Raw genomic sequence first — 20,303 nt, 5'->3', positions numbered from 1 at the left:
AGTGGCATCTTTTTATTACCGGTCGCTCATTCCTGCCGCCTTAACTTCCTCAACGTCCTATGGCCAGTTGAACAGCCAGGCTCAACATGATGATGCCTACCAGCAGATCGATCCCCTGCTGCACCCGGCCGCGGGCCAACCAGGGCGCCAGCGCTGCGGCCCCCAGCGCCAGCGAGTAGAACCACACCAACGAGGCCAGCATGGCCCCCGCAGCAAAGGCCGGACGCAGGGACTCGCTCACCTGACTGCCAAGGGAGCCGAGCAGCATCAAAGTATCGAGATAGACGTGAGGATTGAGCAGCGTAACTCCCAGCGTCATCGCCAGCACGCTTTTGGCCCCCATCTGCTGAGCTGAATCGGCAAGCCCCTCCCCTTTACCACGCCAGGCACTGAGCAGGGAACGGCCACCAAACCAGCCGAGAAACAGCACGCCTCCCCAGGTGAGCAGCGCCATGCCGAGGGGGCTGGCGGCCAGCAGATTGGCTCCGCCAAATACGCCGATAGCAATCAGGGTGAGATCGCAGAAACTGCAGAGCGTGGCCGTCAGCAGATGGTGATTGCGATGGATGCCCCGACTCAGCACAAAGGCATTCTGGGCGCCGATGGGGATGATCATGGCCAGACCGATGGTGAAGCCCTGTAGTGTAGTTGCGAGCATCATGGAGAGCACCGTTCGAAATGATGAATGAGCGGCACTATAGCGATGGTGGTTCCTTCTTAGAAATTCATTGATTTACTTATTGATTCATTTTGCTAATAAAAACCGGCATACCCAGCCGCTGTTCCAGCCCTTGTCAATTACCGGATCTGACAATTGTGACCCTCAGAGTGCGGCAGGAGAATCTGTTGCGCCTGTGGGCTCAGCCTACTGCAGCAATCTGGGGAAGTTGGTAACCACAACTTGCTCCAGATTGGGCAGCAACAGCCCCGTACTAACCCCTTTGGCAATGGCCTGATAGCGGTTCATGGAGCCGGTTTTGCGGGTGACCTGATTGAGATGGTAATTGACCGTGCGCTCCGTGATCCCGAGGATGCAGGCGATCTCGCTAGAGGTCTTCCCTTCGCTGGCCCAGAACAGGCACTCGGTCTCGCGCTCGGTCAAGGGGTCTTTCCCCGCACTGTCCATCATGCTGAAACGCACCACCCGAATGGCCGCCTCGAAGATGTAATTGGACATCCAGGAGAGGATCGGCGAGGACTCCAGCAGCAGGTCGCTCGAGGCCCGCTCGGAGGTGATGAAGGAGAGAATACCGTTCTCCCCGGCAGCACCGTGCAGAGGGAAGGAGATGCCGTTACGCAACCCGAACTCGGCTGCCAACCCCATCACGTCCATGGTTCCCTCCTGCAGAAAACTGGCCCGCTCATCGAGGCGGTTCCAGTAAATGGGCAGCGTCTGCTTGCGTGCCAGCCGGATCACCGGATCGCACGCCAGCATGTTGTTTTCGGTATAGGCCTGCACCCAGGAATCGGGGCACTGGTTGAACAGCACCACCTTGGGCCTTTGCATCGACATCGGCAGGATCAGGGCGAAGCGATAGTAGTCATAGCCCATCCCGAGCGTAAAGCGACCGATCAGTTCGGCCAGACGATTGCCGTCCGTAACCGAAGTGAAATGTTCGAGGTACTCAAGCAGTTGGTCTCTGTTCATATGAAAGCCCCCTTGGCCAGACATGTGATTATAACGGCGAATAGCAAGATAGAGGGTCCATAATGTTGGTTTTTAAAGGAAAATTGAGAGAACATCCACGAAACGAGGTGGAGAATGAACTCTATCGCTTTCGAAATCGCGTCTTTTCCGACCGGCTAGGCTGGGATGTCGAGTCTCATCGGGGCCTGGAGCGTGACAGCTTCGACACGCCAGACACCCATTGGGTTCTGATCGAGGACGAACAAGGGCTGTGTGGCTGTATTCGTCTGCTCAACTGTGCCGATGCCTATATGCTGCCCACCATCTTCCCCACCGCCCTTGCCGGTGAAAGCGCGCCACGCACCCCAGATGTCTGGGAACTCACCCGTCTGGCTATCGATGCCCAGCGCGCACCGCGCATGAGCAATGGCGTCAGCGAACTCACTTGCGTCATCTTCCGCGAGGTCTATGCCTTCGCCCATGCCCACGGGATCCGGGAGCTGGTCGCCGTCGTCAGCCTGCCGGTGGAGCGCATCTTCCGCCGACTTGGCCTGCCCATCGAGCGGCTCGGTCATCGGCAGGCGGTCGATCTGGGTGCGGTAAGGGGCGTTGGCATCCGCTTCCATCTGGATGAGCGCTTCGCGCAGGCGGTCTCCCAACCTCTGCTGGGCCATTATCAAACCAGCCATTATCCACTGCAGCAACCGTCACCGGTGCTGGCAGTTCACTCATAAAAAATCCCGGGAAAACAGACCCGGGATAAAGATGTCGCTACGATCTGCGCAGGGCTACCCCATGCGGCACCAGAGAGTATCCTCCCTCAATGGCCTGACCACTACTGTCAAAAATCACAGCGCAACGCCCCTTCCACCGCCCATTGTTGTCCCCTGCCGAGTGACGTAGAGTCAGCCCTTGGGCAACGGAAGGGAGAGAAGATGAAAGAGCTGGACTACAAACTGCTGCGGGCACTGGATGCGGTACTGCAGGAGCAGAACTTCGATCGGGCGGCCAAGTCGCTCCATATCACCCAGTCGGCCATCTCCCAGCGGATCAAGCAGTTGGAGCAACAGTTTGCCGAGCCGCTGCTCATTCGCAGCCAGCCGCTGCAGGCCACTCCACTCGGCCAGAAACTGCTGGCCCACTATCGGCAGGTACACCAGCTCGAGCTCGAACTGGCGGGGGAGCTGACTCCCGATGAGCCGCAGGGGCCAATCCGGATCAGTATCGCTGTGAACGCCGACAGCCTGGCCACCTGGTTTCTGCCCGCTATCGCCCCCTTGTTGAGACAGCACCCCATCGAGCTCAACCTGCTGGTCGATGACGAGAGCCGCACCCTCGACAAGGTCCGCGAGGGTCAGGCCTTTGGTGCGGTCAGCCTGCATCCCCAGCCGCTGGCGGGTTGCTGCGTCGACGAGCTCGGTGAGATGAACTATCTGCTTACCGCCAGCCCCGCCTTCGTTGCCCGCCACTTCCCTCGCGGCCTGACCCGTGAGGCGCTGGCCAAGGCACCGGCGGTGGCGTTCGATCAGCGCGATGACATGCATGTGAGCTTTATGAGAGAACGCTTCGGGCTGGAGCCGGGCGGTTATCCCTGCCATACGGTTCACTCGTCAGAGGCCTTCGTCGCCATGGCCGAGCAGGGGTTGGCCTACTGTCTCATTCCCGAATTGCAAATAAGAGGCCAGCTGGCTGGCGGATCACTACTCAACCTCAGTCCCGACCACGTTCTGACTGAACGCCTCTACTGGCACCGCTGGGTACTGGAAAAAGGGGTTCACAAGCAGCTCTCCCAACGCCTTATCGACCATGCCAGATCGCAGTTGAAACCACGCTGAGCAGGCCATTCACCTTGGCTTTGCAGGGCTAAAAACGTATAGTGCTGGGCGATCCTTCATCAGGTCTCCACCCAGGTTTTCACTTCAGGTTCCTCACTTATGTTCCAAGACAATCCGCTGCTGGCCCAGCTCAAGCAACAAATCCGCGAAAACATCCCGAAGAAAGAGGGTGTGATCCGCGCCTCGGACCGGGGCTTCGGCTTTCTGGAAGTCGATGAGAAGACCAGCTATTTCGTGCCGCCTCCCTACATGAAGAAGGTGATGCACGGTGACCGGGTGACCGCCCTGATCCGCACCGAAAAAGAGAAGGAAGTGGCCGAGCCGGATACCCTGCTGGAGCAGTCCGTCACCCGCTTCGTGGCCCGGGTCAAGATGTTCCGCGACCGCCTCAACGTGGTGGCCGACCACCCGCTGATCAAGGATGCCATCAAGGCCCGCGTCAAGAAGGGCCTGGATGAGAAAGAGTTCAAGGAAGGTGACTGGGTGGTAGCTACCCTCAAGCGCCATGCGCTGGTCGACGGCAACTTCTCTGCCGAGATAATCCAGAAGATCGCCGCCCAGGAAGATCACAATGTGCCCTGGTGGGTGGTGCTGGCGCGCCACAATCTGGCCCAGGTCGAGCCGGCTGATTTGCCGGAGTGGAAGGTCATCGAAGAGGAAGAGCTGCCCCGTCGTGACCTGACCAAGGTGCCCTTCTTCACCATCGACGGGGCCAAGACCAAGGATATGGACGATGCGCTAGCCATCACCAAGCTGGACAACGGCTGGGAGCTGCTGGTCGCCATCGCTGACCCGACCGCCTATGTGGCCGAAGGGAGCGAGCTGGACAAAGAGGCCGCCCAGCGCGCCTTTACCGTCTATATGCCGGGCCGCAACGTGCCGATGATCCCGCGCACCCTCTCCGACGAGCTTTGCTCCCTGAAAGAGGGCGAGGAGCGCAACACCCTGTGCGCCCGTCTGCTGATCGCCGAAGATGGTCTGCTGCTGGAGGAGACCGAGTTCTTCGCCGCCCGCATCTGTTCCCACGCCCGTCTCAACTATGACGACGTCTCCGACTGGGCCGAGCATGGCAAAGAGCTGTCCATCGATGCAGGCGTACTGGCCCAGCTGCCGCTGATGAAGGCGATGACCGAGGCGCGCATCGCGTGGCGCACCGAGCATGCGCTGGTATTCCCGGATCGTCCCGACTACGACTTCGAGCTGGGCGAGAATGGCGAAGTGCTGGCCATCCACGTCGAGCCGCGCCGCATCGCCAACCGCATGGTGGAAGAGTCGATGATCGCCGCCAACATCTGCGCCGGTCGCGTACTGGGCAAGAGTGTCGGTTACGGCATCTTCAACGTTCACACCGGCTTTGACGAAGAGTCCCTCGACGGCGCCATCGACCTGCTGAAGAGTGCCGAAGCCCCGTTCGAGCGCGACGAGATCGCCAGCCTCTCAGGCTTCTGCGCCCTGCGCCGCTGGATCGACAACCTCGACACCCGCTGGCTGGATGGCAAGATCCGCCGCTTCCAGAGCTATGCGCTGATGTCCTCCGAACCGGGCGCCCACTACGGTCTGGGTCTGGATGCCTACGCCACCTGGACCTCCCCGATCCGTAAATACGGCGATATGGTCAACCATCGTCTGCTCAAAGCGGTCATCGCCGGCAAGACCCCGGGTGAGCGCCCGAGCACCGAGCTCACCGAGCACCTGACCGCCTGCCGCCGTCTGCACCGCATGGTGGAGCGTGACATCGGCGACTGGCTCTATGTTCGCTACCTGAAAGCCGCGGCTGGCACCGATCAGGTATTCAACGCCGAGATCATCGACGTGATGCGTGCCGGTCTCAAGCTGCGTCTGCAGGAGAACGGCGCCGTGGTCTTCCTGCCTGCTCGCCATATTCTCGACAACAAGGATCGACTGGAGTGCAACTGGGACAACGGCCGCGTCTATCTGGACAAGACCGAAGTGGTCTACGAGCTCGGCCAGATCATCGAGGTGAAGCTGACCGAAGCGGTGGAAGAGACCCGCTCCCTTATCGCCAAACCGGCGGTAGACCTGGTACCGGGTCCGGCACCGGAAGCCCCGGCGACCGAGAGTGCGCCAGCCGATAGCAGTGAAACGACCGCTGAGACTGCCCCCAAGGCAGAATAAGCCACGCAGAATCATCTGATCTGCCCGAGAGCCCGCCATCGTGCGGGCTCTTTTTTGCCCGGCATCCCGCCCTACAAGCTGCCATATATACTGTTATGGCACACAGTTCTAGCCACGATTGGCAGAGAACACAGTGAATGTCTCCACCAGCAGGGCTGAAAGCAACCATTATGTGCGCCGCCTCTCCTTTCTGACATATTAATCAAGGAGAAATATGTCTATACTCGCTTGGGTACAATCCAAGGGATATTGGTATGCAGGAATGGGACCCGGAACACTTCACCAACTTCGCTCAGTTATGCGAAGTGAGCCTCGCCACCATCCGTGAAAAGACCGATGCCGAACGCCTCTACCTCTGGCTGAAAGCCCCCGAACCGCAGCTCTACAGTTTTCAGCTCGATCACGGGCTGACCACGCTTGATCTCGCCCATCTCGGTCAACTGACCCTGCCCCACCACCTGATCGACAAGGCGATGGAGAAGGGACAACTGGTGATCGAGCAGCTCCCACCACCGTCTGACCCCGGCGAAAATGTGGAGCCCGCCCAGCCGCAGTTACGCGCCTGTTTCCCTCTCAAGCGTCACATGAAACTGGAAGGGGTCATCTATCTGGAGACCCGCCGCCGCATCGATCGCCTCTCCTCCCACCAGCGTCAGGGCATCCAGCTCCTTATCCACTATCTGACGGCCGAGCTCAGCAATCATCTGCTCTCCAGCCAGGTCAATCAGGAGCGGGACCAGCGGCTCCATACCCAGACCGATCTGGTACAGAGTCAGGCACTGCAAGGATCCTTCCTCACCATGTTGCAGGCGCTGCACATGGTCAGCGTCACCCTCTCCCGCAGTCGCAGCGAGAACGATCTGCTGCGGGATGCCGTGCTGCTGGCCCGCAAGGAGCTGCAGTTCGATCGGGTCGCCATCTTCCTGATCGAACCCGATGGCAAGACCATGCGCGGCACCTGGGGCACCAGCGAAGGGGGCGAGCTGATGGATGAACATAACTTCATCAGCCCCATTCCGGATCACCCCACGGTGCAAGAGGCGCTCAGGCGCAAGGACTACGTACTGGTGATGGAAGATACCCCTCTCTACTACGAGAAGCAGCAAGTAGGCCGTGGCTGGAACGCCATGGTATCGCTATGGGATGGCACCACCCCCATCGGCTGGATCGCCGCCGACAACCTGCTCTGGCACCGTCCGCTCAAGGCCTATCAGAGCGAGATCTTCAAACAGTACGCCGCCATCCTGTCGCAACTGCTGATCCGCCAGCGCACTCAGGAGCAGCTGGAAACCCTCAACCGCCAGCTGGAGGCCCGGGTCGCCGAGCGCACCATGCAGCTGGCCGAGACCAACCGTGCGCTGGAGGAGGCCAATCACCGCCTCTCCCTGCTGTCGCTGGAAGATCCCCTCACCGGCATCGCCAACCGGCGCCAGTGGGACATCACCATGCAGCGGGAGTGGGAGTGGGCACGACGCACCCAGAACCTGCTGGCGGTATTGATGATCGACGTCGACGAGTTCAAGGCCTACAACGACCACTTCGGCCATGCCAAGGGGGATCTCTGCCTGCAACAGGTGGCCCATGTGCTGCGGGATGCAGAGCGGCGCTGTACCAATCTGGTCGCCCGTTACGGCGGGGAGGAGTTCGTCATTCTGCTCTGCGCCCCCCAACCCGGTGAGGCCGAACAGCTGGCCGGACGGATCCACGATGGTCTTGCCCGCTTGAAAATGCCCCATCCCGCCTCGCGGGTTGCTGATTTCATTACGGTTAGCATAGGCTTTAGCTATCTGGTTCCCTCCCTGGACGGAGCATGGCAGACCCTGACCGAACAGGCTGACCAGGCGCTCTACCACGCCAAGTCACAAGGGAGGGCCCGCACTCTGGCCTATCGGTGATCCCATGCTGTTGCGTCGCTACCCTATCTTCAATCGTCGCCTGGCTCTGGTGGCCTACGGCATCGACTATCAGCTCAGCTCACCGGCCGAATGGCCTTCACTAGCGCAACATTGCCGCCTGCTGGCGCAGGGGCGTCAATATCTGGTGCCCTTCACCCACGAACAGCTCGATGAACAGCGTCCCCTGCTGCTGGATCAGGACGCGATCCCGCTGGTTGAAGCCTCCAGTGAACGCCAACCCAACTCGTTTCCGGTGCTGGAGCAGTGGCGTGACAGCCGGCGCAGACTGGCGGTGCATGGCGCCAACCGGGATCCACGCTGGCTCGGTGCCAGCCGCCTGCTGGTGTACTGGATGGGGGAAGAGGGGATCTGTCAGCCCACCGAACACAAGCGGATGGCGCTGAACATCGAAACCTGGGCAGATTTTCTCCCGCTGCGGGAGGCGGGGGTCGACTTCTTTGCCGGCGGCTTTCTCGCCCGTCCGGAGCTGGTCAATCAGCGAGCCAATCAGCCCGATATGGCGCTGGTACAACAGATCCTCCAGCTCATCTGCCACGAAGAGTTCTCCTTCGCCCAGGTAGCCCGCCTGCTAGAGCGGGATGCCTGGCTGCCCGGCCTGCTGCTCACCTACGTCAACGCCCCCGGCTTCGATCATGCCGCCCCCATCACCTCGGTACCCCGCGCCCTCTCCTATCTGGGGGAGCAGGAGATCCGCAAGTTCGTGTTGATCAACGGTCTGGCTCGGGTAAGCCAGCACATGCCGGAGGCCTGCACCCGCATGGCCATCGCCCGCGGCCGCTTCTGCGAGTTGATTGCCCTCACCGCCCTCGGTAAAGCGGAGGCAAGCTGGGCCTTTCTGGTGGGACTGGTGCTCGATGGCTCCCTGCTGTCGGAACCGCTGATGGCCCACCTGCCCAAGAGCGTGCAGCGCGCCATCGAACTGCACGAAGGGCCACTCTTTCATCTGTTTCAGCTGGTCAGCACCTATGAACAGGGCAACTGGGCCCTGCTGGAACAGCTTGCCCCCAAATATCAACTCGATCCGGCCCAGCTCACCCCCGTCTATTTTCAGTCACAAATGTGGGGGCAAGCGTTTCTCACCAGCTAGGTGATGGCGAGGCAGAGAACCACTGGCTAGAATGGGCTCCCTTTTTTCAGAGACTGACCCGCACCATGACGCTTTCCGGATTCCAAGGCCTGGTCTTTGACCTTGATGGCACCCTGGTCGACTCCATGCCGCTGCACCTCGCCGCCTGGGAACACACTGCCCGCGAGTTTGGCTTTCACTTCGACGCCGACTGGTTCTATGAGCTGGGGGGCATGCCGAGCCGCAAGATAGCCCTGCTGGTCGCACAGGAGCAGCAGATCCCTCTCGATCCGCTCGAAGTCACCCGCTGCAAGACCGCCCACTATGTGGCCAACCTGCACAAGGCGACCGTCTTTCCGGCCATGCAGGCGCTGGTCGAGCGCTATCATGGCGTCATCCCGATGGGGATCGGCACCGGCTCGCCTCGCGTCAACGCCGAGGCTGTGCTGCGCAACACAGGGCTGTATCGCTACTTCTCAGTGGTGGTCACCGCAGACGATGTGGAGCTGCACAAGCCCAATCCGGACACCTTCCTGCTGGTCGCCAGCAAGCTGGGGGTCGAGCCATCAGGCTGTCTGGTGTTTGAAGATACCGGAATCGGGGTACAGGCCGGAGAAGCGGCGGGTATGCAGACCTGCATGGTCAAAGAGGGTCAACCAGTCGGCATAACGGCGTAGTGCGGAAAAAAATATCGCCCTGCAAGGGGCGATAACCGGAACCGGCTCTCATACGGGACATGAATGAAAATGAGAGCAGGTTCCGTCAGCCGCTGACGCAGGGCGCGTCAACGAGGAGTGCGGGGCAGACGATTACTCGTTGTTGCCGCCGCCCTGATTGTCGTCATAACGACCCGGCGCACCGTGGGGGCGCGGCGCCATGGAGACACGCGGCTTGCGAGCACGCTGGATGTTCACCTGCGGACGGCCGGTGTGCATGGCGATGGTGGAGATCTTGGCCTTGTAGACCAGCTGCTGGTTACCATGAGCATCGGTCAGCAGCACGCTGTACTGGTCGAACCCGCTGATGGTGCCTTCCAGCTTGATGCCGCTCACCAGAAAAATAGCAACCTGACTGCGGTTCTTGCGCAACCAGTTGAGGGCAGAATCTTGCCCGTTCCCGAGGGAGAAGGCTTGCTCAATCGTGGAGTAGCTGGGGGATTCAGTTGTCATAAATTATTGTCCCGCGGAAAAAAAGTGGCGTTTGATTGTGCTAAATGGGCACTGGCTTGTCAAAGTCATTCTCACTCCCGCCAGCAATAGCGGCCTCCGGGGGCTGGTCGCTGACCGGCACAACTGCGATAATCGCCAGCTCTGGCTCTACCACGGGCCTTATCTGGGGTTTTATCTTGCATCCGGTTTCACACCAACACCACACCACCTATGTCCATGATGCCACTGCCTGCGAAGAGTGTGACCTGCTGATACCGGCCACACCGCTCGAGGTGGGACAGGCCAGTTGCTGCCCCCGTTGCGGACACACCTTGAGTCGCCACCTGCCAAAGCAGGAGTTGCTGCCGATCTCCTACGGGTTCGCGGCACTCATCATGTTCGTGCTCGCCAATGCCTTTACCTTTATGTCCTTCTCGGCCAAAGGGGTGGGCCAGGAGATGACCTTTTTGCAGAGCATCACCACCCTGGTGGATGAGGGCTATCTGTTTCTCGGCGCGGTACTGAGCCTGACCCTGATCGGCCTGCCGCTGGTTTATATGGGCTCCATCATGCTGGTGCTGTGGCGGATCGATAAAGATCTGCACAGCAATGCCCTGCGCTCCCTCGGCCGTCTGCTCTGCCGGATCAAACCCTGGCTGATGGTGGATGTCTTTCTGGTGGGGGTGCTCATCTCGCTGGTCAAGCTGATGGGGATGGCCGACATCAAGATGGGGCTGTCATTCTGGGCTTTCGTCGGTTACACCGTGCTGCTCATCAAGATGATCTCCTCACTGGATCAGATGTGGCTGTGGCAGCGGCTGTTCGGCCCGACCGAGGCGCGGGATATCGACCCGGAAGCGGGCGCGCTGGAATCAGGTCTGGTGGGCTGCCATATCTGTGGCGCTCTGAGCGAGGTGGGCAGCCACAGCTGCTCCCGCTGCGGCGGCAAGCTGCATGCCCGCAAGCCGGGCGGCCTGAACCGCACCTGGGCGCTGCTGTTTACCTCCGCCATTCTCTACATTCCGGCCAACGTCTATCCCATCATGGATACGGTGTTTCTCGGTGATGACAGCCCCTCCACCATCCTCGGCGGTGTGGTGCTGCTCTGGGCCATGGGCTCCTACCCCATAGCGGCGGTGATCTTTTTCGCCAGCGTGGTGGTGCCGCTGGTGAAAATACTGGCGCTATTCTGGCTTTGCTATATGGTGCAGCGCGGCAATGTCACCTCCCCCCTCGGCAAGCTCAAACTCTATCGCATGACCGAATTTGTCGGACGCTGGTCGATGATCGACGTCTTCGTGGTGGCCATTCTGGCGGGCCTGATCCGGCTCGACAATCTGATGACCATCTATCCCGGCCCTGCGGCCGTCGCATTTGCAGGTGTGGTGCTGATCACTATGGTCGCCGCCATGAGTTTCGACTCCCGCCTGATCTGGGATTTACAACAAGGAGAACGCGAACGTGAGTGAGCGTAAAAAAAGGTGGAAACCGGGCTCTGACTTTCTGAGCTCTGCCGCCGCAATCTGGATGGTGCCCCTGCTGGCGCTGTTCATCGGTCTCTGGATGCTGTTCCAGCACTGGTACTCCCAGGGCCCCAGTTTCACCCTGACAGTCGCCACTGCCGAGGGCATAGTCGCCGGCAAGACGGTGATCCGCTCCCGCGAAGTGGACGTCGGCCGTATCGAGGCCGTCGAGCTGAGTGATGACTACAGCCATGCCGTGCTGAAAGGACGGCTGACCAATGCCGCCTCCGGCATGCTGCGCGGTGACAGCCAGTTCTGGGTGGTCAAGCCCAGAGTGGGCCGTGAAGGGGTATCGGGTCTGAGCACCCTGCTCTCCGGCGCCTATATCGAGCTCGCCCCCGGCAAGAAAGGTCGGGCGCGGGATGAATACGCCATGCTCGACAAACCGCCGCTCGCCTCCCTCGATGCCAAGGGGCTGCGTCTCACCCTCAGCAGCCGCGACACCCGCGCGCTGGGGGAAGGCTCCCCCATCAACTATCAGGGCTTCACCATAGGTCAGGTGGAAGAGGCGAAGTTCCTGCCGGAAAAGAGCGAGATGCAGTATCAAATCTTCATCCACGCCCCCTATGACATTCTGGTGAGCAGCAACTCCCGCTTCTGGATGACCCCGGGCTTCGAGGTCTCCATGAGCAGCGAGGGGATGAAGGTGAAGATGGATTCGCTGGAGAGCCTGATCGATGGCGGCATCACCATGGGTCTGCCACCCGGCTGGGCGCCTGGCGAACCGGTCAAACAGATGGAAGGGTTCACCCTGTTCCAGGATGAGGCGAGCGTGCTGGCCGGTAGTCTGGATCAGTTCATCGACTACGTCTTCCTGTTCGATGACAACGTGGGTGGCCTGCACCCGGGCGCGGCGGTGCAGTATCGCGGCATTCGGGTCGGTACCGTCATCTCCGCCCCCTACCTCATCGAGGACAAGGGCGTGCAGATCTTCAAGAGCCGCCAGATCCCGGTGCTGGCCCGCATCGAGGTACAGCGCCTCTCCCACCGCTATGCCAAGGCGGAGAAGGATCAGTGGCGTGCCCTGTTCGGCAAGCAGTTCAAGGAGGGGTTGCGCGCCAGCCTCAAGACCTCGAGCCTGCTGACCGGCGGCAAGATCATCGATCTCAACTTCTATCCGGACGCGCCACGTTTCGAACAGGCCAAGCTGGCCGGTTATCAGGTCTTCCCCACCGTGCAGGGCGGGCTGGATCAGATTGAGCGCAAGGTGAACCTCATCCTCGACAAGTTTGTCGACATGGACATGGCAACCACCCTGACCAAGGTCAACGGGTCACTGACTACCCTGGATGGCACCCTGAAGAACATCAGTGCAGTCAGCGCCAACCTGAACAAGCTCACCGCCAAGGATTCTACCCAGCAGCTGCCCGCCTCGCTCAACGAGAGCCTCAAGCAGTTGCAGGAGACCTTGCAGGCCTATGATGCCCAGTCGCAGACCAATCAGGACCTGCGTCAGTCGGTGCAGACCCTCAATCAGTTGATGCGCGAACTGCAGCCGCTGGTGCACTCCCTCAACGAGCAGCCCAGCTCGCTGATCTTCGATCGCGCGCATCCATCGGACCCTGAGCCCAAGCGAGGCAAACAATGAAAAAAGAGATCCTGACGCTGGCCCTGCTGGGCCTGCTGGCGGGTTGCAGCAGCCAGCCAAGCCTGCACTACTACTCGCTCGATGCCGACAGCCAGCAACCCGTGACGGCCCCGGCCCAACCGCAGCACCAGCTGGTGCTGCGCCCGGTGGCGCTGGCCAGCCAGCTCGATCGGATCAGCCTGGTCTATCAGCTGGAAGGGCAAGAGCTGCACTTCACCGAGTACCATCGCTGGGCCGGTGCGCTGGACGATCAACTCAACCAGCTCACCCTCAATGGCCTCTCCACCCGCCTGCCGGGCTGGGTGGTGCGGCAGGATGGCGCCCGCAAGGGGCCGGTGCTGACCATTCTGGTGGAGCGCTTTCAGGGCCGTCATGACGGCAGCGCCGTGCTGAGCGGCCGCTGGCGCCTGCTGGCGGAAGATGGCACCGTGCTGCGCGATGCCCCCTTCCGTCAGGAGCGGGTGCTGCCGGCCGATGGCTACAACGCGCTGGTGAACGAACTGGGTCAGGGCTGGCAACAGTTGCTCGACCAAATTGCCGCCGAGGTGCGCCAGAACGCCAGCTAATCGCCCATCCGCCGATTGCAGAGATAAAAAAACGACGCCAGCTGGCGTCGTTTTTTATGGACAAGAGTCGGGGGCGACTTATGCCTTGGCAGGCAGGCTCAGGCGGGCAACCGCTTCCACATGCATGGAGTGCGGGAACATATCGACCGGTTGCACCTCATCCAGCACGAAGCCCTGCTTGACCAGCCAGGCGAGATCGCGGGCCAAGGTCTGCGGGTTGCAGGAGACATAGACCAGACGACGGGGCGCCATGGCGACCAGGGTCTGCAGCACCGCCTTGTCACAGCCTTTGCGCGGCGGATCCATTACCACCACGTCAGCGGTCACGCCCTGGGCGTGCAATTCGGGCATCAGCTGCTCCGCCTTGCCGACGTGGAATTCGGTGTGCTCGATGCCGTTGAGGGCTGCGTTGCGACGGGCATCGCTGATGGCGCTCTCCACCGACTCGATCCCCACCACCTTGGCGGCCTTGCCAGCCAGGAACAGGGAGATGGTGCCGATACCACAATAGATGTCGAACACTGTCTCGTTACCGGTCAGCTCGGCATACTCGAGGGCGCTGGAGTAGAGCACATCGGTCTGGGTCGGGTTGTTCTGGAAGAAGGAGAGCGGCGAGATCTCGAACTCGAGTTCGTGGATCTTGTCGCGGATCACCCCTTCGCCGAGCAGCACCCGGTTGGTGGCGCCCAGAATGCGGTTGGTGCGCTCATCGTTGATGTTCTGCACCAGGGTAGTGATAGGCAGATCGCTTAAGCTCGCCAGCAGCTCGGCTTCGAACGGCAGCTCCTCGCCCAGGGTCACCAGCACCACCATCAGTTCGCCGCTCTTGAAGCCCTTGCGGGTCATCAGGTTACGCACGCAGCCGCTGTGGTTTACTTCGTCATAGGCGGCGATGTCGTGCGCGCGCATCCAGTTGCGCACCCGGGCGTTGAGCTCGACGTGCAGCGGATCCTGCACCGCACAGTCATCAGCGGTGATGAGATCGTGGGAGTGCTTGCGATAAAAACCGATCTCGGCACCGGCGTCACAGCCACGCACCGCATATTGCGCCTTGTTGCGATAGGCGAACGGGCTTTCCATGCCAAGGATATCCTTGACCAGCGTGTCACCCAGCCCGACCTGCTCCAGTGCGCTCTGCACCAGTGCCTGCTTGAGCTTGAGCTGGGCCGGATAGGCCAGCGGACGTACCTGACAGCCACCACACTCGGTGTTGGGGCAGAAATCGGCAACCCGATCGGCGGAGGGCTGGAGCAGCTCGGCAACCTTGCCGTGCAGATAGTTCGGCTTGACCTCGGTCAGCTCCACCAGCGCCTGCTCACCGGGCAGCAGACCTTCGACAAACAGGGGGCGATCGAACAGGCGTCCTTTGCCATCTCCTTTGTCGGTCAGTTCCAGGATCTCGATCTGGTGTTGATGTCCCACTAACGGCATGAGCGGCTCCAAAAGTACTAAAAATGGGGGGTGATGAACGCGGCAAAACCATGCCCATCGAGAAAAGGTGGCAGAGTTTAGCGGAGATCCGGCCAAATTGCAGGCATAAAAAGCCTGCTTGTTGCAATGGTCATTACCCCAGGCTATCTGACGGGCGTGGCCACCTTTCGGGTTGCGGCAAATTTAGCCCTTGGGCCGCAACGCCCAGCCTGTTAAAATTCCGCCCTTGAAATTATCCTGGGCCCCGCGCCCGTTCTAGCTAAGGTCTACCGCGATGCGTACCAGCCAATATCTGCTTTCCACTCTCAAGGAAACCCCCTCCGACGCTGAAGTTGTCAGCCACCAGCTGATGCTGCGCGCCGGGATGATCCGTAAACTGGCCTCCGGCATGTATGCTTGGTTGCCAACCGGTCTGCGGGTACTGAAGAAAATCGAGAACATTGTTCGCGAAGAGATGAACAATGCTGGTGCCGTCGAAGTCTCCATGCCGGTGGTACAACCCGCCGAGCTGTGGCAGGAGTCAGGCCGCTGGGATGACTACGGTCCCGAGCTGTGCCGTCTGACCGACCGTCACAACCGTCCCTTCGTGCTGGGCCCGACCCACGAAGAGGTGATCACTGCGCTGGTACGTTACGAAGTGAACAGCTACAAGCAGCTACCACTCAACCTCTACCAGATCCAGACCAAGTTCCGCGACGAAGTGCGCCCCCGTTTCGGCGTGATGCGTGGCCGCGAATTCCTGATGAAGGATGCCTACTCCTTCCACATCGACAAAGAGTCTCTGGTCGATACCTACGAGAAGATGCACGCCGCCTACTGCAAGGCGTTCACCCGCATGGGTCTGAACTTCCGTCCGGTGCAGGCCGATACCGGCTCCATCGGTGGTACCGGTTCCCACGAATTCCAGGTGCTGGCCGAGAGCGGTGAAGACTTGATCGCCTTCTCCGACAGCTCCGATTACGCCGCCAACATCGAGATGGCCGAAGCACTGGCACCGGCTGGTGAGCGCCCTGCCGCCACCGCAGCCCTGACCAAGGTTGCCACCCCGAATGTTCACACCATCGACGAAGTGGCTGCCTTCCTGAACGTGGCACCGACCGCCATCGCCAAAACCCTGCTGGTACTGGCAGAGGAAGATGAGCACGGCAAGCAGGCCGTTATTGCGCTGGTACTGCGTGGCGACCACGAGCTGAACGAAATCAAGGCAGAGAAACTGGCTGGCGTGGCTAACCCGCTGACCTTCGCCAACGACGAGCAGATCAAAGCTGCCGCCGGTTGCGACGCAGGCTCCATCGGCCCGGTCGGCTTTGCCGGTCGCATCATCGTCGATCGCAGCGCTGCCCATCTGGCGGACTTCGTCTGCGGCGCCAACGAAACCGGCTTCCACCTGACCGGTGCCAACTGGGATCGCGACATCACCGCTTACGAAGTTGCCGACCTGCGCAACGTGGTGGAAGGCGACCCGAGCCCGTGCGGCCAGGGCAAGCTGCTGCTCAAGCGCGGTATCGAAGTGGGCCACATCTTCCAGCTGGGTACCAAGTACTCCGAAGCAATGAAGGCAAGCGTGCTGAACGAAGCTGGCAAGTCCGTCACCATGGAGATGGGTTGCTACGGTATCGGGGTTTCCCGTCTGGTGGCCGCCGCCATCGAGCAGAACAACGACCAGTACGGCATCATCTGGCCGGACGCCATCGCTCCGTTCGAAGTGGCCATCGTGCCGATGAACATGCACAAATCCGAGCGCGTAGCCGAGCAGGCACAGCAGTTCTACGCCGAGCTGAAAGCGGCCGGTGTGGACGTGCTGTTCGACGACCGTAAAGAGCGCCCGGGCGTGATGTTCGCCGACATGGAGCTGCTGGGCATCCCGCACGCCATCGTCATCGGCGATCGCGGCATGGATAACGGCGTGGTCGAGTACAAGTGCCGCCGCACCGGCGAGAAGCAGGAAGTGGCCATCAGCGATATCGTCGCCATGATCAAGGCCAAGCTGGGCCGCTAAGCCCACCCTCTTCCCGATATAAAAAAGCGCGCCCAATGGCGCGCTTTTTGTTTGTCTTCTCTTCTAAAGCAAAGAGGATTGCCGCAAGGAGCCTACTCGTTGCGACCGATAAAGAGATCGGTCACGTGGCAGCTGCTTCTGGCTTCCAGTGCGTCGAGCATATAGGCCGCCGCATCTTCCGGAGTCATGAAGCCACTCGGGTCCACGTGATCCGAGTTGTCCCAGAATTCGCTGCGGATCCCGCTCGGGTAGAGGTTGACCAGCCGCAGTGGCGAGCCTTTCAGCTCGGCGCGCAAGGATTCGAGAAAGCCGCGCATCCCCCATTTGGAGGCGCAGTAGAGGCTCTCGTTGGCCTTGCCCACCTGCGCGGCGGAGGAGAGCACATTGGCCAGCACTCCGCCCTTGTCGCCGATAAGCCGCACCGTCTGCTGGGCCACCAGAATGGTGGAGATAAGGTTGCTCTCCACCACCCGGCGGATCTGCTCGGCAGTATAGACACCGACCGGGCCAAACTCACCCACCCCGGCGCAGTGGATCACCATGTCGGGCAGCCCGCCCCACTCCACCGCAGCGGCGAAGGCGACATCGACCTCTTCATGGTGCGCCAGATCGGCGGCGATGCCGATCACCGCGCTGCCGAGCAGTTGCTCCTGCTCCTGCAGTCGCTGATAACGGCGCCCCATCATGGAGACCTGGTGGCCCCGCTCAACCAGACCTATGGTCAGCGCCCGACCCAGACCAGAACCGGCACCTGTCACTATGATGTGGCCCATTATCGCTCCTCTTCGTCAGTTGACGGTCAGATTAGAAAGTGAATTCGCCGCCCATGAACCAGCCATCGATACGCTGGTCAACGTTGTCGAAGTCGACCTTGGCTTCACGCCAGCCGGCACGCAGCTTGATCGGCATGGAGGAGAACTTGTAGGAACCGCCCAGACGGTAGTCATAGTTGTCCGCATCGTGAGTGCGCAGATCACCGAAGAAGGCGATGCCGGTGCCCGGGATCTTCACTTCGCTGCCGGCATAAGCCATCAGGGTATCTTCGTTATAGCCCTTGCGACCGACATAGACCTGCTCGCCATCGTAGTGACGACCGGTCATACCCAGATCGATCTTGAACAGATCGTTGTTGAACAGACGGTAGTAGAGGCTCAGATCGTAGGCGGTCAGGTCGTTCTTGAAGTTGCCGCCGGAGGTGCTGAAATCGGAGACTTCAAACTTGGCGTTCGGCAGGAGGATGATGCCGTGCTCCAGTTGCAGATAGCCGTTCCAGTTGTAGCTGTCGTCATAGCTGCCATCGGCACTGGTGCCATAAGCCTGACCACTGCCCTTGGCTGCCCATACGTCGGCACCGGCGGCAAAACGCCAGTCGTCAGCGGCCATGGCACTCTGGCTGCACAGAGCCAGCACAAAACCGGCAATCAGCGTCTTTTTCATTACGTCACTTCCTCTTGCATACATGGAAAAGAGCACTATTTTACTCGGTGCAGCCAAAATACCCAGCGTCAATCCTGAACAAACGACGACAAATGTCAGTGCTTCATATGCTTCATCTCTGCCATCGGCTCAATCGGCTTCACCGGCAGTGACAGCTCCAGCTTCTGACCATCGTCCATGGTGAGGGTGAGCGGGAAAGGAGTCTGCTCGGAGAGCGTACCCACCTCGAACAGCATGATGTGCAGGCTGCCCGGTTTCAGCACCGCCTCGCCCTTGGCCGGGATCTCGATATTCTCGACCTGACGCATCTTCATCACACCATTTTCGTGCAGATGAGTGTGCAGCTCGGCACGCCCGGCCGCAGCAGAAGCCGCTGCCACCAGCTTGACCGGCTGGTCGGCGTCATTCTTGAGCACCATAAAGGCGGCAGTGTTGGGGGTGCCCGGCGGCAGCAGGCGCACATAGCCGTCGACGGCCTCGACCTTGGCCAGCGCGGGAGCCGTCATACCGAGCACCAGCAGAGAATAAAACGCACGTTTAAACATGGTTGAAATCCTTTTATGATGTTGTTAAACGGCAGCAAGGTTACCCCAGCAGAAACCTTTTGTGCACCTTTCAATAACAAGGATTTAGACATGGCCCCCATTCTCATTGCCGAGCGGCAGGATGGCTTGCTCACCCTGACCCTCCATCGCCCCGACAAGCGCAACGCCCTCAATACCGAACTGTACCGGCAACTGGTGGCAGCGCTGCGAGAGGCGGCGGTCGATGAGGAGGTGCATGTCCTGCTGTTGCAGGGGCAGCACGACTGCTTTACCGCGGGCAATGATCTGGCCGACTTTATGGGCAAGAGCTCGCTGGAGCCCGATGACCCCATCTTGCAGTTCCTCCACACCCTGGCCGATTTCCCCAAACCTGTGATCGCCGCTGTTGCGGGCCCGGCAGTGGGGATTGGCACCACCATCCTGCTGCACTGCGATCTGGTCTATCTGGGGGATAACGCCCGCTTGCAGCTTCCTTTCGTCGAGCTGGGGCTGGTGCCGGAGTTTGCCTCCAGCCTGCTGCTGCCACGTCTGGTGGGGCATCTCAAGGCAGCCGAGCTGTTGTTGCTGGCCGAGGCAATCGATGCCGAGGAGTCGCTGCGGCTCGGGCTTGCCAACAAGGTGGTGGCGGCCGATGGATTGCTTTCCTTTGCCCGCGAGCAGGGGCTGAAGCTGGCGGCCAAACCGCCCAGGGCGCTGCAAAAGAGCAAGGCGCTGCTCAAGCAGGAGCTTAAACAGGCGGTGCACTTTGTCATCGATCTGGAGGCACGCGCCTTCGCGCAGGCACTGCAAGGGGAAGAGGCACAGCAACGCATTGCCCAGAAGCTCAAGCGACGGAGTTAAGTTATCGCTCAACCCCGGTCAGTTGAGGCGAAAGCGGCCGATCAGCTCGCAGCCCTGTACCTTGTCCTGTAGCTGGATCAGCCGGGCAATCTCGGGATTGGGGTGACGCTTGAGAAAGGCGAGCAGGGCGCCGCGACAGCAACCCAGTTCGCTGATCAGCGCTTCGCACTCCCGGTTGGGGCACTGTGGTACCAGTGCAGTCACCAGCTCGGAGGCGAGCTTCAGGTAGCGCAGCTCGTAAGTCGGCTCATCCATCGCCCGCCAGAAATCGGCCAGCCGGTGACAGGTGGCGACCCGCATGGTGGCCAACTCCGTCAACTCGACCTGGGTCATCTCGTAAACATCCCCCAGCGCCTGCTGATAAAAGCAGATAGCCGCCCCCAGCGAACCGGCCTGCCAGGCACGCTCCGCCTCCAGCATGTATCGTTGCCAACTTTGCGGTGTCATCTCGCTCTCCCGAGTCCGTCATGGTGGGAGTGTTATCATGGCTAATTGAGAATAAATATCAACCAGAGGGTTAGTGCAGGATCTCTGCGCAACCTTGGCAAACCCGGCGCCCGACCTTATGATCGCGCCCTTCCCTCTTCTTTGGAGCACACCACAATGCGACCTCGCCTCCCGCAGATGCTGGGCTGCTCCCTGCTCT

19 protein-coding genes are annotated in these 20,303 nt (G+C 60.6%); 11 read left to right on the top strand and 8 right to left on the bottom strand.

What is annotated here, in order from left to right; genetic code table 11:
• Window positions 1-49 precede the first annotated feature (49 nt).
• Together lysE and I6L41_RS19735 are read right to left on the bottom strand one after the other, a co-directional pair.
• A complete protein-coding gene (lysE, locus tag I6L41_RS19740; protein ID WP_021231753.1) occupies window positions 50-658 on the bottom strand; it encodes an L-lysine exporter in 609 nt (202 codons plus the stop codon).
• A gap of 207 nt (window positions 659-865) precedes the next feature.
• Window positions 866-1,648, bottom strand: a complete 783-nt coding sequence (locus I6L41_RS19735) for a LuxR family transcriptional regulator (protein WP_005335753.1) — start codon at window positions 1,646-1,648, stop codon at window positions 866-868.
• 62 nt (window positions 1,649-1,710) lie between these two features.
• Between I6L41_RS19735 and I6L41_RS19730 the strand changes: the two genes are divergently transcribed.
• From I6L41_RS19730 to I6L41_RS19705, 6 genes are all read left to right on the top strand, one after another.
• Window positions 1,711-2,361: an acyl-homoserine-lactone synthase gene (locus tag I6L41_RS19730; protein WP_042081537.1), complete on the top strand. Its 651-nt coding sequence runs from the start codon at window positions 1,711-1,713 to the stop codon at window positions 2,359-2,361.
• 201 nt (window positions 2,362-2,562) lie between these two features.
• Entirely contained in the window at window positions 2,563-3,462 is a 900-nt protein-coding gene (locus tag I6L41_RS19725; RefSeq protein WP_216960832.1) for a LysR family transcriptional regulator ArgP, read from the top strand.
• Between the two features lie 99 nt (window positions 3,463-3,561).
• Entirely contained in the window at window positions 3,562-5,598 is a 2,037-nt protein-coding gene (locus I6L41_RS19720; protein WP_216960829.1) for an exoribonuclease II, read from the top strand.
• A 254-nt stretch (window positions 5,599-5,852) separates the two neighbouring features.
• Window positions 5,853-7,493 (top strand): sensor domain-containing diguanylate cyclase, encoded by a 1,641-nt coding sequence (locus tag I6L41_RS19715; RefSeq protein ID WP_216960826.1) that lies wholly within the window; start codon window positions 5,853-5,855, stop codon window positions 7,491-7,493.
• 4 nt (window positions 7,494-7,497) lie between these two features.
• The gene (locus tag I6L41_RS19710; RefSeq protein WP_075116004.1) at window positions 7,498-8,601 is read left to right on the top strand and encodes an EAL and HDOD domain-containing protein; all 1,104 of its coding nucleotides are present in this window, start codon (window positions 7,498-7,500) and stop codon (window positions 8,599-8,601) included.
• Window positions 8,602-8,666: 65 nt separating this feature from the next.
• Window positions 8,667-9,257, top strand: a complete 591-nt coding sequence (locus I6L41_RS19705) for an HAD family phosphatase (protein ID WP_201990057.1) — start codon at window positions 8,667-8,669, stop codon at window positions 9,255-9,257.
• Between the two features lie 132 nt (window positions 9,258-9,389).
• Here the strand turns inward: I6L41_RS19705 and hfq are convergent, their stop codons facing one another.
• On the bottom strand, window positions 9,390-9,749 hold the full coding sequence (gene hfq, locus I6L41_RS19700) for an RNA chaperone Hfq (RefSeq protein ID WP_005335772.1): 360 nt from the start codon (window positions 9,747-9,749) through the stop codon (window positions 9,390-9,392).
• Window positions 9,750-9,925: 176 nt separating this feature from the next.
• Here hfq and I6L41_RS19695 point away from each other — a divergent pair, with 176 nt between their 5' ends.
• The 3 genes from I6L41_RS19695 to I6L41_RS19685 are packed head-to-tail and all read left to right on the top strand — an operon-like array spanning window position 9,926 to window position 13,405.
• Window positions 9,926-11,197, top strand: a complete 1,272-nt coding sequence (locus tag I6L41_RS19695; RefSeq protein WP_216960821.1) for a paraquat-inducible protein A — start codon at window positions 9,926-9,928, stop codon at window positions 11,195-11,197.
• Window positions 11,190-12,839 carry an intermembrane transport protein PqiB gene (gene pqiB / locus I6L41_RS19690; RefSeq protein ID WP_005335774.1) on the top strand — a complete coding sequence of 550 codons (1,650 nt, stop codon included), beginning with the start codon at window positions 11,190-11,192 and terminating at the stop codon, window positions 12,837-12,839. The genes I6L41_RS19695 and pqiB overlap by 8 nt, the downstream gene beginning before the upstream one ends.
• On the top strand, window positions 12,836-13,405 hold the full coding sequence (locus I6L41_RS19685) for a membrane integrity-associated transporter subunit PqiC (protein WP_019445716.1): 570 nt from the start codon (window positions 12,836-12,838) through the stop codon (window positions 13,403-13,405). The genes pqiB and I6L41_RS19685 overlap by 4 nt, the downstream gene beginning before the upstream one ends.
• 78 nt (window positions 13,406-13,483) lie before the next feature.
• Here the strand turns inward: I6L41_RS19685 and rlmD are convergent, their stop codons facing one another.
• Window positions 13,484-14,836 carry a 23S rRNA (uracil(1939)-C(5))-methyltransferase RlmD gene (gene rlmD / locus I6L41_RS19680; RefSeq protein ID WP_216960818.1) on the bottom strand — a complete coding sequence of 451 codons (1,353 nt, stop codon included), beginning with the start codon at window positions 14,834-14,836 and terminating at the stop codon, window positions 13,484-13,486.
• Between the two features lie 274 nt (window positions 14,837-15,110).
• Between rlmD and I6L41_RS19675 the strand changes: the two genes are divergently transcribed.
• Window positions 15,111-16,835: a proline--tRNA ligase gene (locus tag I6L41_RS19675; protein WP_216960816.1), complete on the top strand. Its 1,725-nt coding sequence runs from the start codon at window positions 15,111-15,113 to the stop codon at window positions 16,833-16,835.
• Window positions 16,836-16,927: 92 nt separating this feature from the next.
• Here the strand turns inward: I6L41_RS19675 and I6L41_RS19670 are convergent, their stop codons facing one another.
• The 3 genes from I6L41_RS19670 to I6L41_RS19660 all read right to left on the bottom strand — a co-directional run bounded on the left by I6L41_RS19670 (window position 16,928) and on the right by I6L41_RS19660 (window position 18,817).
• Complete coding sequence (locus tag I6L41_RS19670; protein WP_216960813.1) at window positions 16,928-17,608, bottom strand: SDR family oxidoreductase; 681 nt, start codon at window positions 17,606-17,608, stop codon at window positions 16,928-16,930.
• Window positions 17,609-17,639: 31 nt separating this feature from the next.
• Window positions 17,640-18,272, bottom strand: a complete 633-nt coding sequence (locus I6L41_RS19665) for a TIGR04219 family outer membrane beta-barrel protein (RefSeq protein WP_058059690.1) — start codon at window positions 18,270-18,272, stop codon at window positions 17,640-17,642.
• Between the two features lie 95 nt (window positions 18,273-18,367).
• Window positions 18,368-18,817, bottom strand: coding sequence for a copper chaperone PCu(A)C (locus tag I6L41_RS19660; protein WP_216960811.1), 450 nt, complete (start codon window positions 18,815-18,817; stop codon window positions 18,368-18,370).
• Between the two features lie 90 nt (window positions 18,818-18,907).
• On the opposite strand from I6L41_RS19660, the gene I6L41_RS19655 reads away from it, so the two are divergent.
• Entirely contained in the window at window positions 18,908-19,657 is a 750-nt protein-coding gene (locus tag I6L41_RS19655) for an enoyl-CoA hydratase-related protein (RefSeq protein ID WP_216960808.1), read from the top strand.
• Between the two features lie 18 nt (window positions 19,658-19,675).
• Here the strand turns inward: I6L41_RS19655 and I6L41_RS19650 are convergent, their stop codons facing one another.
• Entirely contained in the window at window positions 19,676-20,104 is a 429-nt protein-coding gene (locus tag I6L41_RS19650; protein ID WP_005335785.1) for a DUF2753 family protein, read from the bottom strand.
• Window positions 20,105-20,303 lie beyond the last annotated feature (199 nt).

It is taken from the genome of Aeromonas sp. FDAARGOS 1411 (genome assembly GCF_019047125.1).
Taxonomy (GTDB): Bacteria; Pseudomonadota; Gammaproteobacteria; order Enterobacterales; family Aeromonadaceae; genus Aeromonas; species Aeromonas veronii.
This window is presented reverse-complemented; position numbering and strand designations above follow the sequence as displayed.